This is a genomic window from Alloscardovia venturai (assembly GCF_042676605.1).
Classification (GTDB): domain Bacteria; phylum Actinomycetota; class Actinomycetes; order Actinomycetales; family Bifidobacteriaceae; genus Alloscardovia; species Alloscardovia venturai.
Genome location: NZ_JBHTHQ010000021.1, coordinates 163,200 through 178,541 on the forward strand (window position 1 = coordinate 163,200; position 15,342 = coordinate 178,541).

General features: G+C 47.1%; 11 protein-coding genes. 8 read left to right on the forward strand and 3 right to left on the reverse strand.

Annotated features, from left to right (window positions below):
* Nucleotides 1-65 precede the first annotated feature (65 nt).
* Complete coding sequence (locus ACFQY8_RS04080; RefSeq protein ID WP_377938626.1) at nucleotides 66-1,271, forward strand: MFS transporter; 1,206 nt, start codon at nucleotides 66-68, stop codon at nucleotides 1,269-1,271.
* On the opposite strand, the gene ACFQY8_RS04085 is transcribed toward ACFQY8_RS04080, so the two are convergent.
* On the reverse strand, nucleotides 1,246-3,921 hold the full coding sequence (locus tag ACFQY8_RS04085; RefSeq protein WP_377938627.1) for a DNA gyrase/topoisomerase IV subunit A: 2,676 nt from the start codon (nucleotides 3,919-3,921) through the stop codon (nucleotides 1,246-1,248). The genes ACFQY8_RS04080 and ACFQY8_RS04085 overlap by 26 nt on opposite strands.
* Nucleotides 3,922-3,994: 73 nt before the next feature.
* Between ACFQY8_RS04085 and ACFQY8_RS04090 the strand changes: the two genes are divergently transcribed.
* The gene (locus tag ACFQY8_RS04090) at nucleotides 3,995-5,218 is read left to right on the forward strand and encodes an alkaline phosphatase family protein (protein WP_377938628.1); all 1,224 of its coding nucleotides are present in this window, start codon (nucleotides 3,995-3,997) and stop codon (nucleotides 5,216-5,218) included.
* A 52-nt stretch (nucleotides 5,219-5,270) separates the two neighbouring features.
* On the opposite strand, the gene sepH is transcribed toward ACFQY8_RS04090, so the two are convergent.
* Complete coding sequence (sepH, locus tag ACFQY8_RS04095) at nucleotides 5,271-6,251, reverse strand: septation protein SepH (protein ID WP_377938629.1); 981 nt, start codon at nucleotides 6,249-6,251, stop codon at nucleotides 5,271-5,273.
* Between the two features lie 139 nt (nucleotides 6,252-6,390).
* Between sepH and ACFQY8_RS04100 the strand changes: the two genes are divergently transcribed.
* The 3 genes from ACFQY8_RS04100 (at nucleotide 6,391) to ACFQY8_RS04110 (ending at nucleotide 9,611) form a co-directional block, all read left to right on the forward strand.
* Complete coding sequence (locus ACFQY8_RS04100) at nucleotides 6,391-6,687, forward strand: DUF4193 domain-containing protein (RefSeq protein WP_377938630.1); 297 nt, start codon at nucleotides 6,391-6,393, stop codon at nucleotides 6,685-6,687.
* Nucleotides 6,688-7,167, forward strand: a complete 480-nt coding sequence (gene dut, locus ACFQY8_RS04105; protein ID WP_377938631.1) for a dUTP diphosphatase — start codon at nucleotides 6,688-6,690, stop codon at nucleotides 7,165-7,167.
* Between the two features lie 80 nt (nucleotides 7,168-7,247).
* Complete coding sequence (locus ACFQY8_RS04110; protein ID WP_377938632.1) at nucleotides 7,248-9,611, forward strand: RelA/SpoT family protein; 2,364 nt, start codon at nucleotides 7,248-7,250, stop codon at nucleotides 9,609-9,611.
* A 129-nt stretch (nucleotides 9,612-9,740) separates the two neighbouring features.
* Here the strand turns inward: ACFQY8_RS04110 and ACFQY8_RS04115 are convergent, their stop codons facing one another.
* A complete protein-coding gene (locus ACFQY8_RS04115) occupies nucleotides 9,741-11,090 on the reverse strand; it encodes a DUF349 domain-containing protein (RefSeq protein WP_377938633.1) in 1,350 nt (449 codons plus the stop codon).
* Nucleotides 11,091-11,158: 68 nt separating this feature from the next.
* On the opposite strand from ACFQY8_RS04115, the gene hisS reads away from it, so the two are divergent.
* The 3 genes from hisS (at nucleotide 11,159) to ACFQY8_RS04130 (ending at nucleotide 15,263) form a co-directional block, all read left to right on the forward strand.
* Nucleotides 11,159-12,562 (forward strand): histidine--tRNA ligase, encoded by a 1,404-nt coding sequence (hisS, locus tag ACFQY8_RS04120; protein ID WP_377938634.1) that lies wholly within the window; start codon nucleotides 11,159-11,161, stop codon nucleotides 12,560-12,562.
* Nucleotides 12,563-12,687: 125 nt separating this feature from the next.
* Nucleotides 12,688-14,484 (forward strand): aspartate--tRNA ligase, encoded by a 1,797-nt coding sequence (gene aspS / locus ACFQY8_RS04125; RefSeq protein ID WP_377938635.1) that lies wholly within the window; start codon nucleotides 12,688-12,690, stop codon nucleotides 14,482-14,484.
* Nucleotides 14,485-14,591: 107 nt separating this feature from the next.
* Nucleotides 14,592-15,263: an MIP/aquaporin family protein gene (locus ACFQY8_RS04130; protein WP_377938636.1), complete on the forward strand. Its 672-nt coding sequence runs from the start codon at nucleotides 14,592-14,594 to the stop codon at nucleotides 15,261-15,263.
* The last annotated feature ends 79 nt before the right edge of the window (nucleotides 15,264-15,342 follow it).

Consider the following 15,342-nt stretch of genomic DNA (forward strand, 5'->3'; position numbering starts at 1 on the left):
GGTATACGCATAGCGGAAGAGTTAAACGTGGATAAGCCGCGATACGACATACAACGGAGTGTTTTATGGCGCATTTATTGTTAGCAGTGATTTACCTGGCTTTCATATCACTTGGATTGCCAGATTCCCTCATGGGCTCAGCATGGCCAACTATGTACACGCAATTCCATGTGCCGCTTGCCTTCGCAGGAATCGTACAGATTATCATTACAGCAGGCACAGTTGTCTCCGCACTTCTCAGCGACCGCTTGACATATCATCTTGGAGCTGCGAAGGTGACGCTCATTTCCGTCGTGATGACTGCAGCGGCGCTCTTTGGCTTTTCCGTATCACCCAATTTCTGGGTACTCTGTCTCGTAGCAATCCCGTATGGTCTTGGAGCGGGGGCGATTGATGCCGCACTCAATAATTATGTCGCTTTACACTATTCAGGAAGCGTCATGAACTGGCTTCATGCCATGTGGGGAGTGGGGACAGTTGTTAGCCCAGCCATTATGTCGTATGCGTTGAATCAGCAGCATCGCTGGCAAAATGGGTATCTTTACGTATCATTAATCCAATCAATTATCGCGTTCATCGTACTTTTATCGATACCGTTATGGGTAAATCGTTCGAAGGCGAGGTCAGATACTAACGTAGATTTAGCAGGACACGAGCAGATACAGCCGCGCGGACTCATGAGTACCCTGCGACTTGATATGGCTAGAGAGGTCCTTTTTATGTTTTTCTGCTATTGCGCTGTAGAGAGTACTGCGATGTTGTGGTCAAGCTCTTACGTTGTATTTTCCCGCGGTCTAGAGAAAAGTTCTGCTGCCCAGTGGGCTATGTTCTTCTTCATAGGGATGACAGTCGGCAGAATCGTTAGTGGCTTTGTGGCAGCAAAAATGAATGATATGCAGCTCATTCAAGCAGGAATAATACTTGCAATTATGGGAATCATTATTATTATTCCTCTTCATACGCCACAATATGTTACTGCGTGTGGGCTTGTCATAATGGGTTTGGGGAGCGCACCTATCTACCCAAGTATCATCCACTCCACACCTCGCATTTTTGGTGAAGAAAATTCACAGGCAATGGTAGGAGTCCAAATGGCGAGTGCATACATCGGATCGCTCATCGCCCCACCAGTTTTTGGACTCATCGCGCAGCTCTCTTCCGTACTTGCATTCCCATACTACGCTTTAGCATTTTATGGAGTTGTAGCAGTAATGTTTGGCGTAGTAAAGCACAGACTAAAGACAGCTACATACGAGACGCATATGCGATAGGTGCAGCCAACTCTGTGCCGGATCCATCACGTCGCATATCGACGTCAGGTAGCTCAACTGGATGTCCACTATCCGTTGCAGCAAGCACGGGGAATGTCGCAACCGTTGCCGCAATAAGTGTGTTTTGCCCTTTGAGGAATCGCTGAGAGCGTACGCCGCCTGTATTGCGCCCTTTTGTTGGGAAAAGCTCAAGTGGGGTAACCTTCGCAGCTCCTACATCTGTCCCAGGAAGCGCCTCGGCGTCTCCCGCTACAGTCAGGACTACAGTACCTGATTGGCTGATGACTTTCCCCTCATCATCACTGCCCGATATCCAACTAATCTTTCCGGCTGGAGCTACTCCGAATGCGAGTACATGTGCACCATCAGCAAGCTTAATGCCTGCCATTCCAGCTGCTGTTCTTCCTTGTGGGCGCACGTGAGACGCATCAAAGGTAAGGAGAGACGAATCAGAAGAAATAAAGATAAGACGGTCGTTATCTGCAGCTGGCGCAGCATATAGAACTTCGTCGCCTTCTTTGACGTCCATAATCGACCATGAGTCCATTGTAGTAGGAGATTCGCGATTCCATCGCTTTACTACACCCTGGCGAGTTCCTAAAGCGATTGGAGTGGCATCGTCATTAAGTGCGATGACCGCAATAGTATGTTCACCATTGATTGAATCTGTGCTTTCTGTCATGGTTAGGAGTTCATCAGCTCGCACCCCACCTTCGACACTAACCGTGCCAGATACAGGTAACTGTGGCAAATCTGCTGTATGTGCTGTCACGAGTCTACCTGCTGAAGTAATGAGCCCATACGTGGCAAGAGTGGAAGATTTGACGAGAGAGATAATCGTGTCTTGAGCAGCTCGAGCTGTAGAAACAGTGCGTGACTGATAGACGTCCCATGCTGTGTCAGACATTCGACCAATCATTCCAGAAGCACTTAGCGCAATGACACACGGGGTATCGTCAAGTTTTAATGCTCCTGCAGGAGCTCCACCACGAAGATTTCCGAGAGCTGCACTTGCCTCTACCTGCGCATTGACGGCTCGTAGAACTTGGGAAGTAGCTACACGTGCGGCGCTATCTGTTTGTACGTCATCTTCCTGTGAGAGATGGTCAACTTCAGATTGGACAGGGGTAAAAGATCCATTATCCGCTTCATCAAGCAAAATTGTGCGTCGTGCATCTCCCCATTGCTCAACAGCTTGTTCCATCGAAGAAATGACAACGTTATCAAGAATTTCAGCAGAGCCAAGAATCTCATTAAGGTCCTCGATTTTACGCTTCAAATCGTCGCGTTCTGCTTCGAGTTCTATACGGCTCATGCGAGTCAGACGGCGAAGACGAAGGTCCAAAATATACTGCGCCTGAATATCGTCTAAGTCAAAGACTGCTATTAATCGTTTCTTTGCGGCTTCTGCATCATCAGAAGAGCGTATGACCTCAATGACCTCATCAATGTCGATGAGTGCGAGAAGCAGACCTTCCACTAGGTGGAGGCGTTCTTCAGCCTTGCGTTTACGGTAAATAGAACGGTTCTTGATGACAAGTCGACGATGGTCAATCCAGACTTGGAGAAGTTCTTTCAAACCCATCGTATGTGGACGACCATTGACCAGCGCTACGTTGTTGATAGTGAAATTATCTTCTAGAGGGGTATATTTAAACAGCTGAGTCAGAACTGCTTGCGGGTCAAAGCCTGTTTTAATCTCAATGACAATGCGGGTCCCATTGTGGCGGTCAGTCAAATCAATTGCGCCAGAAATGCCATCGAGCTTTTTATTCTTTACACCATCAGAAATTCGTTCAAGAACTTTTTCCGGTCCTACCATATAAGGAAGTTCGGTGACAACTATTGCCTTCTTGCGTGCTGTCACATTTTCTATATGAGTCTGCGAGCGGGTCGTGAAAGTACCACGTCCTGTCGTATATGCATCCCGAATACCGTTTCGTCCCATGACAATGCCCCCGCCAGGCAAATCTGGACCAGGAATATAGCGCATTAAATCATCGAGAGAGGCATCAGGGTGGCGCATGAGATACTGTGCACCAGCAACTACTTCACGCAGATTATGCGTGACCATATTCGTCGCCATGCCTACAGCAATTCCCGAAGCTCCGTTGACGAGCAAATTAGGGAAAGCTGCAGGAAGCACGGTCGGCTCTTCGAGTTTATTGTCATAATTTGGCGTGAAGTCAACGGTTTCTTCGCCGATGGAATCATTCATACCGTATGCAGAAGGAGCCAAGCGTGCTTCCGTATAGCGTGAAGCTGCGGGGCCATCGTCAAGGGAACCGAAGTTTCCGTGACCATCGACCAGAGGAAGTCGCATAGCAAATGGTTGAGCTAGGCGCACCATAGCTTCATAGATTGCAGAGTCGCCGTGAGGGTGAAGTTTACCCATTACTTCGCCGACTACACGTGCAGATTTCATATAAGGCTTATCGGGAGTCAGACCCATCTGTCCCATTTGATAAATAATGCGTCGTTGGACAGGTTTCATACCATCACGCGCATCGGGAAGAGCGCGTGCATAAATGACAGAATACGCATACTCAAGGAACGACTTACTCATTTCCTCATTGAGAGGTGTATCAACGATATTTTCCTTGATTTGCCGTGGATCATACGTTGCAGCTGATGTGCGCTTACGTGCCATGAAACTCCTTCTTTATGCAGCATGAGCAGCATACTGCTCTATTATATGCAAGGTGTGTGATTGAATGAGAAGCATGGGGTTTTCAGCAGGTGAGCACGCGGAATTATTGCAACTACAAGACGTTGTACGTTATGATGAGTGCAATAATCAGGGCAGAGGTGGAGCACGCCACCTCAGCAGTGTTTTACCTGCTGTGAGTGCAGCAATCGGTTCTCCAATATCCACAGCTATGCATGCTGATGCGGGGCTTCTACGTGCCGAGCTTAATTTTCCGAAGGTTGACTCTGCTATCGTGGTACTCATTGATGGAATGGGGTTTTGGAACATTGTAGATAGGAAAGGTCATGCTCCCTATCTACGATCACTTCTTAGCAATCGAGATAATGACACCCCGATATCATCGTGTGTACCAAGCACGACAGTAGCGGCAATGGGCGTTTTTGGTACAGGTACATGCCCAGGACTGACAGGCATGACAGGGTATTCACAATTACATCCACAACGACGTGAAATAAGCCAAATGATTAAATTTACAGGTGACATTAATCCTGAAGAGTTTCAAAGGCAATCTACTATTTTTGAAGCTCTTCGTGACAATGGTGTATGTGCTACGAGTGTGGGATTGCCACAGTTTGCTCATTCAGCACTGACGCGAGCTGCTCTTCGTGGAAGCACTTATGTCGCGGGCTCACACCCTCGAGCGCGCATCGATGCTGCTGCGCAGGCATCATATGAATCTGGACTTACATATCTGTATATACGGGATGCGGATAAGATGGGGCATCAGTATGGGTGGGATAATCAGCGGTGGATTGGTACTTTCGAACGTATCGATTCTCAGCTTCGCTCTCTAGCCAGCAAAGCAAAACCTGGGACCCTTATAGTTATTACTGCTGATCATGGCATGATTAACTCAAATCCTGCGTCGCGTATCGATATTGCGCAGCATGAGCAACTCAAACGTGACGTTGAACTTATTGGTGGAGAGCCACGTGCGGTGTCGCTCTACCTTTATTCGGATGTTAATCCACACGATGTTAAGAACCGTTGGCTTGATTATCTCGGCGATAAAGTTGCGGTCTACACGAAACAAGAGGCGATTGATGCTGGAATTTATGGGCTTGTGAATGAACAAACACGTCATATTTTGGGCGACATTATTGTATTTGCGAATAATGATGTGACGGTTGTAGATTCGCGTACTCAGCAAGATATGGCGACACGCCTACCATCTGTACACGGGTCAATGACAGCGGCAGAGCTTGATATTCCGCTGTTTGTCGATATAGCCGAGTGATGCCTGAGAATCTGGCATAGTATGCACAATTCGTGCACGTGTGCATCGCACACTATTTTGAGCCAAATAAAATATCGTCCCATGCTGGAATTGACGAGCGTTTACGTTTCGGTGGAGTAAAGCTTTCTGGCTGATTGTCAGAAATATGTGAGGAAGAATTCTGATTATTATCGTCGCCTAGCACATCCAAATCGAGAGAGTCGGAAGAACTACGAGATACGATTGCGTCGAATGCTCCCGTACTCATGTGAGTAGCATTGCGCATGGTGTCCATATGGACTTCGTCGAAAGAACCTGTCTTCATAGAAACAGCGGAGCTTTCAGCAGATTGTGCTGGTATAGATTCAGTAATAATGGGAACCGCGTCAGAGGTAAAAAGTTCGGTGTCGACTGGCGAGGTAGTCGCAGCTATTTCTCCGAAGAGTCTTTTTGCTGGAGTATTGACACAGACTACGGAACGGTCATGTGGGTTAAAAGTCCATGCTGCGGTCTCACTTTTTCCGCGTGATTCAAAGGTGGCTTGTAGGCTCCATGGCTCGTGACCTTTACGCGTAGCATTCCACTTCATATCATCGTAGGATGCACCAATGGACGCCATAGTCATCTTTAAAAGGTTGGATATTTTGGAAACGTTACCTTCGTGAGGTATGAGATTATCAAGGAATTGAGCAATGGCAAACTTTTTTTCAGTCTCTACTGGACCAGAGAAACGACGAACAAGTGCCGCTGAAACTCCGTGCTCTTGAGAAATTTCTTCAGCACTATGACCGGCGCGGATGAGGGATTGAATCATGGAAATTGGGAGCGCTTTTTCGCTCTGAGGTGCAGGAGCTCCTTGCATATCCTTTTTGATTTGCTTCGCTGCAAGAATACCTTGTTCAAGCTCATCTGTTACTTCTGCAGAGAAAATTTCATTATTCAGCGGATTTCTAAAAATCACGTCACCATTATCATCTGTGCGTACGAAAGTAATCAGTGTGCTTGAATTATCGGTCATTGTCAACCCCTTGTCAGACTTTTCTTCCACTATCATAAATCACGCTATTGTCTAAAATTTGCAGATTAAGAGACAGTTGAAAACTCATAGAGTGAAAAATCAACGTGCCGTGATTTGTCTGTTTCTAAAAATGTAGTATCCTATGGCACCATAGGAATATTGAAAGGAGTGGGCTATGACACAAGATTATGATACCCCTCGTTCCAAGGATGAAGATGAAGAATCCATCGAAGCACTAAGCAACAGTTCACGCAAAGGACAGAACCCTGACCTTGATGACGATGAAAATGCTCTCGCAGAAAGCTATGAATTACCAGGTAGTGATTTGAGTAATGAAGATGCGAGCGTGACAGTCATTCCTATGCAGGGCGACGAGTTTGTGTGCTCAGAATGCTTCCTTGTCAAGCATCGTTCCCAGCTTGCATACACGGATGAAGATGGTCAGCCTGTATGCAAGGAGTGTGCAGCTTAAATGGCATATGACGAGGCGTATAACGAACCTGAAAACGTTGAGGTACTCGTCAAGTACCTCAACGACGACGTTAAAAAGACGGGTTTGTACTATGCGCATGCTGGAGATGCAGGAGTTGATCTGCGTACGACTGTAGCTTTTGATATAAAGCCATTTGAACGTTTTCTAGCACCAACAGGTATCTCTATTGCACTTCCTGCTGGTTATGTAGGCTTGGTACATCCACGTTCTGGTTTATCCATCAAGCAAGGCGTTACTGTAGTCAATGCTCCAGGGACTATTGATGCTGGCTATCGAGGTGAAATCAAAGTACCGATGATTAATCTCGATTCTCATCAAACGGCACATTTTAATCCTGGTGACCGCATTGCTCAGCTTGTCATTCAACGATATGTCGATGCGCGGTTTGTCGAGGCGCAGCGACTTCCAGATTCAGACCGTTCAGCGCGAGGATTCGGTTCTACTGGGATAAGAGACTAAGCTGAAAATTAACGTAAATAGCGTAATATATTCATAGCTGTCATAATGTGCGGGGCGAAGAAGAAAAGTAGGCGATTGATATGAGTGAAACGAATTTTGTGCGCAGCGACTCAAAGGAAACGCCTACCTCTCGCATATTAGGTGCTGAAATAAGTACGGATCCGCTCAATCCTTTACTGCCTATCACACAGATTGCTCAGCTGCATCATCCAGGGATGGATTTGAGCGTACTCCAGCGCGCATATGATCGTGCGGTAAAGCAGCATGCTACGCAGCGTCGTCGTTCCGGCGAACCTTACATTATTCACCCGATTGCAGTGGCACAGATTCTTGCTGATTTAGGGATGAGTCCCACTGTCGTCGCGGCAGGGCTTTTGCATGATACCGTTGAAGATACGGATTACACGCTAGACCAGTGTCGAGAAGAATTTGGCGATACTATTGCCGGACTTGTCGATGGTGTGACAAAACTTACCAAGATGGATGTAGGTGACCACGCACAGGCTGAGACAATTCGCAAAATGATAGTAGCTATGAGTCGCGATGTTCGAGTCCTTGTCATTAAGCTTGCCGATAGAGTGCACAATGCACGTACTTGGCGATATGTGAAGCCTTCTAATGCACAGAAAAAGGCACAGGAAACCGTAGACGTTTATGCTCCTCTAGCTAATCGTCTTGGTATGAACGCTATTAAGACTGAGCTTGAAGAGTTGAGCTTTAAGACTCTTCATCCGAAAATTTATAATGAACTTGTAGATTTGGTTCATCAGCGTGCAGGTCAGCGCGATGTATATCTGCAGCAGATTCTTGCTGAGATTCATGAAGATCTAGATGAGCAACATATAGATGCGAGTGTCTCTGGACGCCCAAAAGACTATTACAGCATTTATCAGAAAATGATTGTTCGTGGGCATGATTTCAACGATATCTATGACCTCATGGGTGTGCGCGTCATCGTGGATTCGATTCGTGACTGCTACGCAGTTCTTGGTGCCGTTCATGCGCGGTGGAATCCGGTCCCGGGTCGTTTCAAAGACTATATCGCAATGCCAAAGATGAACATGTATCAGTCCTTGCATACGACCGTTGTCGGTCCTGGCGGAAAACCTGTAGAAATTCAAATTCGTACATGGGATATGCATCGCCGAGCGGAATTTGGTATTGCTGCTCATTGGAAATATAAGGCTAATGGTCAGGCAGGGAGAGCACTATCAGCACCTGACAAGCAAGACCAAGCTCGTGAGAAGAAAATTGATGCTAACGCTACAGACTTCAGCGAGCAGGATAACCTGAGATGGATTAAGCAACTCGCTGATTGGACGAGCGAAGTACCAGATTCAGACGAATTCATGGGTTCGCTCGTTGACGATCTCGGTGCAAGCCAAGTGTACGTTTTTACACCTAAAGGTAAGATTATCGCTGTTCCTCGCGGTGGCACACCGGTAGATTTTGCTTATACGGTTCATACAGAAGTGGGACACCACACAATGGGTGCTCGCATCAACGGTCGCTTAATGCCGCTTGATACTGAGCTGGAGAACGGCGATACCGTTGAAATTATCACCTCAAAGGCGAATAATGCGGGTCCGTCGCATGATTGGCTCAACTTCGTTAAATCACCTAAAGCACGAAACAAGATTCGCCAGTGGTTCACAAAAGAACGTCGCACGGAAAACATTGAGGAAGGCAAGGACGAGCTTACGCGTGCGCTGCGCAAGAAGAATCTGTCAACTCATAACTTTACTCAACTGGAACTTCTAGTAGGTATAGCAGGTGATCTCGGCTATCCGGATGTCGATTCTCTTTATGCGGCAATTGGTGAAGGACAAATTTCTACACAAAATGTCATCGAGCATATTATTAAAGATGCTGTCACAGATGATGACGATGAAGTAGCGGAAATTGACCAAACAGTTATGCCTCTCCGTCGTAGAGCAGGTTCGGCGCGTCACACGAATTCTGTTGGCGTCTCAGTTAAAGGCGTCGATGATATCTGGATTAAACTTGCAAAGTGCTGCATGCCAGTGCCAGGGGACAAAATTGTAGGCTTTGTCACTCGTGGACAAGGAGTTTCGGTCCATCGCGCTGATTGTATTAACGTGGTAAATCTCAAGAAAAACCAACCAGAGCGTATGGTAGAAGTTACATGGACAAGTACGCAGGGGGTCTTCCTCGTAAAGATTCAAGTGGAGGCGCTTGATCGAGGGCATTTGCTATCCGATATTGCACGCGTACTTTCAGATGCTGGAGTCAATATTTTGTCTGGACAAATGTCTACGGGTGATGACCGCGTAGCATTAAGCCAATATACTTTTGAGATGGCTGATTTAGAGCATCTCAACCAGTTACTCGCGTCTATACGCAAGATTGACGGCGTTTTTGATGTATATCGTCTCACGGGTGGTAAAGAAGATGGCAAACTCAAGATGCGTAGAATGAAGTAAGCAGAGCAAAGAGCTTCCGCATAAAATGAGTGAGGTGGGAAACTCTTTCCCACCTCACTCATTTTTTAAAAGATATTCATCAGCTTAATCGTTGCGAAAGGCTGAGGAGCATCAGTATCAGTAAATAGGCTATTTCACGGCAGCAAGCCATTGGGCTTTAGCATCGCGCTCTGCTTGAAGCTGAGCTTTCTTATGAGGATCAGACTCTGTGGAAATTTTTTCGTCGAGTTGAGTAAGCTGAGCTGTAAGTTGTTCCTCAAAGGAAGACTTACGAGCGTTAGCTTCTGGATCGGTACGAGTCCATTCAGAGTCTTCAACTTGCTTAATTTGCTTTTCCACAGCATCCATTCGCGACTCGATGCGAGCTACATCGGCGCGAGGGACACGACCGATGGTATCCCATTCATCTTGAATTCGAGCGAGAGCGGCACGTGCAGTCTTTGCTGCCTTAATGTCGTTAACAGGAAGGAGAGCTTCAGCTTTTGCCACAAGAGCCTCTTTTTGCGCGAGGTTTTCTTTTTCTACAGCGTTCATCTGGTCGCGGTCTGCCTGACGCGCATCGAAGAAGGTATCGGCAGCAGCGCGGAACTGCTTCCACAAGTTGTCGTCCTCGATCTGACCTACGCGACCAGCTTTCTTCCAGTCATTCATCAATGCTGTGAACTTGCGAGACGTCTCACCCCAGTCAGTTGAATTCTTCAATTCTTCAGCCTGAGCGATGATTGCTTTTTTCGCCTCGCGTGCAGCTCCGCGAGCTGTGTCACGTGCTGCTATCCACGCACGACGTTGCGCATTAAAAGTGTTACGTGCTTTGGAGAAACGAGACCATAGCGCATCCGCCGTTTTTTTATCAAGGCGCGCACCTGTTTTTTGAGCGTTCTGCCATTGTACGAAGAGGTCATTAAACTTTTCGCCAGTATTTCGCCAATTTGTTGATTCCCCTAATGAAGCAGTAAGTTTCTCCGCCTCCTCAACGATTGTCGTGCGCTGTGCAAGTGCAGCTTTGACAGCGGCTTCATGAGCTTGAGCGATTTTCTCTTTTGCCTGATTGCCGAATGCCTTGAGGCTTTCAACGCTCGCACGGACAGACTCGAGGTCACCAATAATCGCTGGAGCTTGTACTTCCTGAATTAGCGATTCTAGTGTTTCGTCAATTTCACGAGTTTTGATGGTTGAGGAGGCGAAACGAGCGCGTGCATGGTCAATCTTTGCCTTTAAGTCAAGATAGCGACGCGCGTAAAGATTGAGTGCTTCATCTTTATTCTCTACATCCGCAAATTGACCAATTTCACGTTCCTCGCCATTATCTTTGACGAATACAGTACCGTCATCTGCTATACGACCGAAGACCTTAGCAGCTTCGAGATCTGCATCGCCGTAAGTACTGACGTGTGCTTGATTTTTCATTGTTGCACCAGCCGCCATATGTGCAAAAGCGGCAGGAGAAGGTGTAGGTGTAGTGGCATTGTCTTGGGACATGAGCACTCCTTGAAGAAACAGGGGAAAACATGTTTAGTTTTCCGTGACATAACCTATTATAAGGAAACATGGCTAAAGGTGCATCATTATCAGGTTTTCCAGAGTGGCTTCCACAAGAGCGTGTTGTAGAACAGCGCGTTATAGACACTCTTCGGCATATTTTTGAGCTCAATGGTTTCTTAGGAATTGAGACAAGTGCTGTCGAAAAAGGGTCCTCCCTACTCAAGAAAGGCGAGACGAGCAAAGAAATTTATTTGTTATCTCGTCTTCAGGATGTGGGGAATGAAAATGACACTCCAATAGAAGAACGGCTGGGACTACACTTTGATTTAACAGTGCCGCTGTCCCGTTATGTCGTTGAAAACTCGGGTACAGTTGCGTTTCCGTTCAAACGTTGGCAGATTCAGAAGGTATGGCGCGGCGAACGACCTCAGGAAGGGCGTTTTCGTGAGTTCTATCAGGCAGACATCGACGTTGTAGGAAATGGAGAGTTGCCTGCGCATTACGAAGTAGATGTTCCGCTGACGATGGTGGAAGCGTTGGAGAAACTTCGGGAACTTGGCGTTCCTCAAGCAACCGTGCATGCGAATAACCGCAAGCTTTCTGAAGGCTTTTATCGTGGTATCGGTCTTAACGATATCGAAGGTGTCCTTCGTGAAATTGACAAGCTTGACAAAATCGGTGCAGATGAAGTAGCAAAGCTCCTCATCTCGCAGTGTGGAGCGAGCGAAAAGCAAGCACATGCATGTCTTGAGTTAGCACAGCTGAGTGCAGAAAACGGTACACAACTGCGTGAAAAGTTCGGCACTTTATGCAAGGCACATGGTGTTGCTGAGGATGGAGACGCGTATGCCCTAGCAATTGAGGGGCTTGAAACTCTAGCCATGATTGTTGACGAAGCTACAAAGATTCGCCCAGGTGCAGTTATTGCTGATTTAAAGATTGCTCGCGGTTTGGACTATTACACCGGTTCCGTCTATGAAACCTTCTTGGAAGGTGCAGAATCGCTTGGTTCTATCTGCTCTGGTGGACGTTACGATAATCTCGCTTCCCAAGGGAAAAAGAAGTATCCGGGTGTAGGCATGTCTATCGGCTTGTCTCGCCTGATGTCGTATATGCTCCATACTGCACATGCAACAGCTTCTCGCGTCTCACCAGCTGCAGTTTTAGTAGCTGTATGGGATGAGGCTGATCGAGCTGCGTCTAATGCGATTGCGCGTGAGCTTCGTAATCGTGGTATCGCTGCAGATGTCGCGCCAACATCTGTAAAACTTGGTAAGCAGATTAAGTATGCTGACAAGCTGGGCATACCATACGTGTGGATTCCTTCGACAACCGATGATAACGGCGAAAAAACTCGGGAAGAAGTCAAGAATATTGTGACAGGCGAACAGATTCCGGCTTGCGCAACTGAATGGAATCCTGCTGATGAGTATACACATCAAACTGTTGTGATTGCACATAATAATTAACATAATTAACGCGAGGATTCCATACCGCTCTATTTCACGTGGCTATGCTATGTATTCATGTGACGTAGAGCGGTATTGGTATTCTTGCCCCTAGAAATTAACCACAAGTTAAACGAGGAAGTAAAGTGTCTCAGACAGCTTATCGAACTCATCATGCTCATGATGTGACTGAATCGCTCATTGGATCTGCCGTTACATTGTCCGGTTGGGTAGATCGTCGCCGCGACCATGGTGGTGTGGCATTTGTTGATTTGCGCGACGCATCTGGATTGGTACAGGTCGTTATCAATGACGAAGAAATGGCTCGTCCACTTCGTAGTGAATTCGTTATCGAAGTTACAGGTTTGGTCCGTGAACGTCCTGAGGGCAATGAAAATGCTCACTTGGATACAGGTAAGGTTGAGGTCGTCGCTGAGAAGATTGAAGTTCTTGCAAAATCTCAAGCACTTCCATTCCAGGTTTCTACTTCTTTGGAAAATGAGTCCGAGACTCAGCTACCTTCTGATGATGTTCGCCTGAAATACCGCTATCTCGACTTACGTCGTCCTCAGATGCATAAGAACCTTCTTATGCGTTCTGCTATGACGAAGGCTGCGCGTAAGGCTCTTGACGAAATGGGCTTTACAGAGGTGGAGACTCCTACATTTATTAAATCCACGCCGGAAGGTGCGCGTGATTTTCTCGTACCATCCCGCTTGAACCCAGGCGAGTGGTATGCTTTGCCACAGTCTCCGCAGCTTTTGAAGCAGCTCTTGATGGTTTCCGGCATTGAGCGTTACTACCAGCTTGCACGTTGCTACCGAGATGAGGACTTCCGTGCGGACCGTCAGCCGGAATTTACCCAGCTCGATATGGAAATGGCATTTGTTGGTCAGGAAGACGTCATTGCCATGGCTGAGCGCGTCTTGAAGGACGTGTGGGCAGTAGCAGGCTATGATGTTCAGATTCCTTTCCAGCGCATTACATACAAAGATGCAATGGATAAGTATGGGTCTGATAAGCCGGATTTGCGTTTTGGCAATGAACTTGTAGACTTGACTGAGTATTTCAAGGACACTCCATTCCGCGTGTTCCAAGCTAAGTACGTTGGTGCAGTCGTATATCCTGGCGCTGCAGACCTCCCACGTCGTCAGTTCGACGCATGGCAGGAATGGGCGCGTCAGCGTGGCGCTAAGGGTCTTGCTTATGTTCAGTTCGGTAAGGACGGCGAGCTCAAGGGACCAGTTGCTAAGAACCTTTCCGACGCAGAGCGTGAAGGATTGAAGGCAGCTGTTAAGGCAAATGACGGTGATGCAGTATTCTTCGCAGCAGGGGAAAAGGAACCATCTCAGACTTTGCTCGGCGCAGCTCGCGTCGAAATCGCGAAACGCGAAGGTATCTTAAAGAAGGATGAGTTTGCGTTTACATGGGTTGTAGACTTCCCATTGTTTAAGACTCTCGCAGCGGATGACGATGATGTAGCAGTAGGTCACTCTAAGTGGACTTCCGTACACCACCCATTCACTATGCCGAGCAAGGATTGGATTGACAACTTCGATAAGGATCCGGGCAACGCAATGTCTGATTCTTACGACATCGTCTGCAACGGTAACGAAATTGGCGGTGGCTCCGTGCGTATTCACCGCGACGATATTCAAGATCGTGTGCTTGATGTACTCGGTATTGGCGCTGAAGAAGCTGAAGACAAGTTTGGTTTCTTGCTTGAGGCGTTTAAGTATGGTGCACCGCCTCACGCAGGTATCGCATTCGGCTGGGATCGTTGTGCTTCTATCCTGGCAGGTGAAGATTCCATCCGCGACGTCATTGCCTTCCCGAAGATGGGTGGCGGTACCGATCCACTTACTGGCGCTCCAGCTCCAATTTCTGACGAGCAGCGCGCTGAAACCGGCGTCGACTATGACCCAGAAGAGGATGAGGAGTAGATAGTATCAAAATCGTGATGAGTGCTTAAGCGTCTCATGATACTTAAGCACTTGCTAGCGTAGTTTTGACTCTTTTTGAGGAAAGATTTTTAAGGAAAGGTAAAGATATGAAAAAATTTTTCGCTGAATTGATTGGCACGTTTGTACTTGTATTTGCAGGCACAGGTTCTGTGGTATTTGGTGGTAAAACTATCGGTCATGCAGGCATTGCACTTGCATTTGGTTTAGCAATCGTTGCTGCTGCATACTCTATTGGCACAATTTCCGGCGCGCATTTGAATCCAGCAGTATCCATCGCTATGTTTGCGAACAAGCGACTTGATGGAAAGAATCTTGCTATCTATCTCGTGGCTCAAGTTATAGGAGCATTTTTGGCATCTGCTCTTCTTTTCTTCCTTGCAGCTAACTCTGGCATGAATATTACAAAGGTAGGTCTTGGACAGAACGATTTGGCTGTAGGAGTAACCCCTCTTGGTGGTTTTATCTTTGAGCTTATCGCTACTTTTATCTTTGTTCTCGTTATCTTGACTGTCACCTCTGAGTCTAAGGGTAATGCACATCTCGCAGGTCTCGTTATCGGTTTGACTTTGACATTACTTATCCTTGTCGGGCTTAACGTTACTGGTCTTTCTGTGAATCCAGCACGCTCATTAGCTCCAGCAGTGTTTGTAGGCGGTTCCGCGCTTCGCAATGTATGGATTTTCATTCTTGCTCCAATAGTTGGTGGGCTACTAGCAGCACCTGTAGCAGAACGTTTAATCGGTACTGAAGAGAAATAGGCTATTCTTTTTACACCGATAGTTCAGGCTTGGAGCTGAATGAAAAAGCTCCAAGCCTTTTCTGTCTTGTAATTTGCCG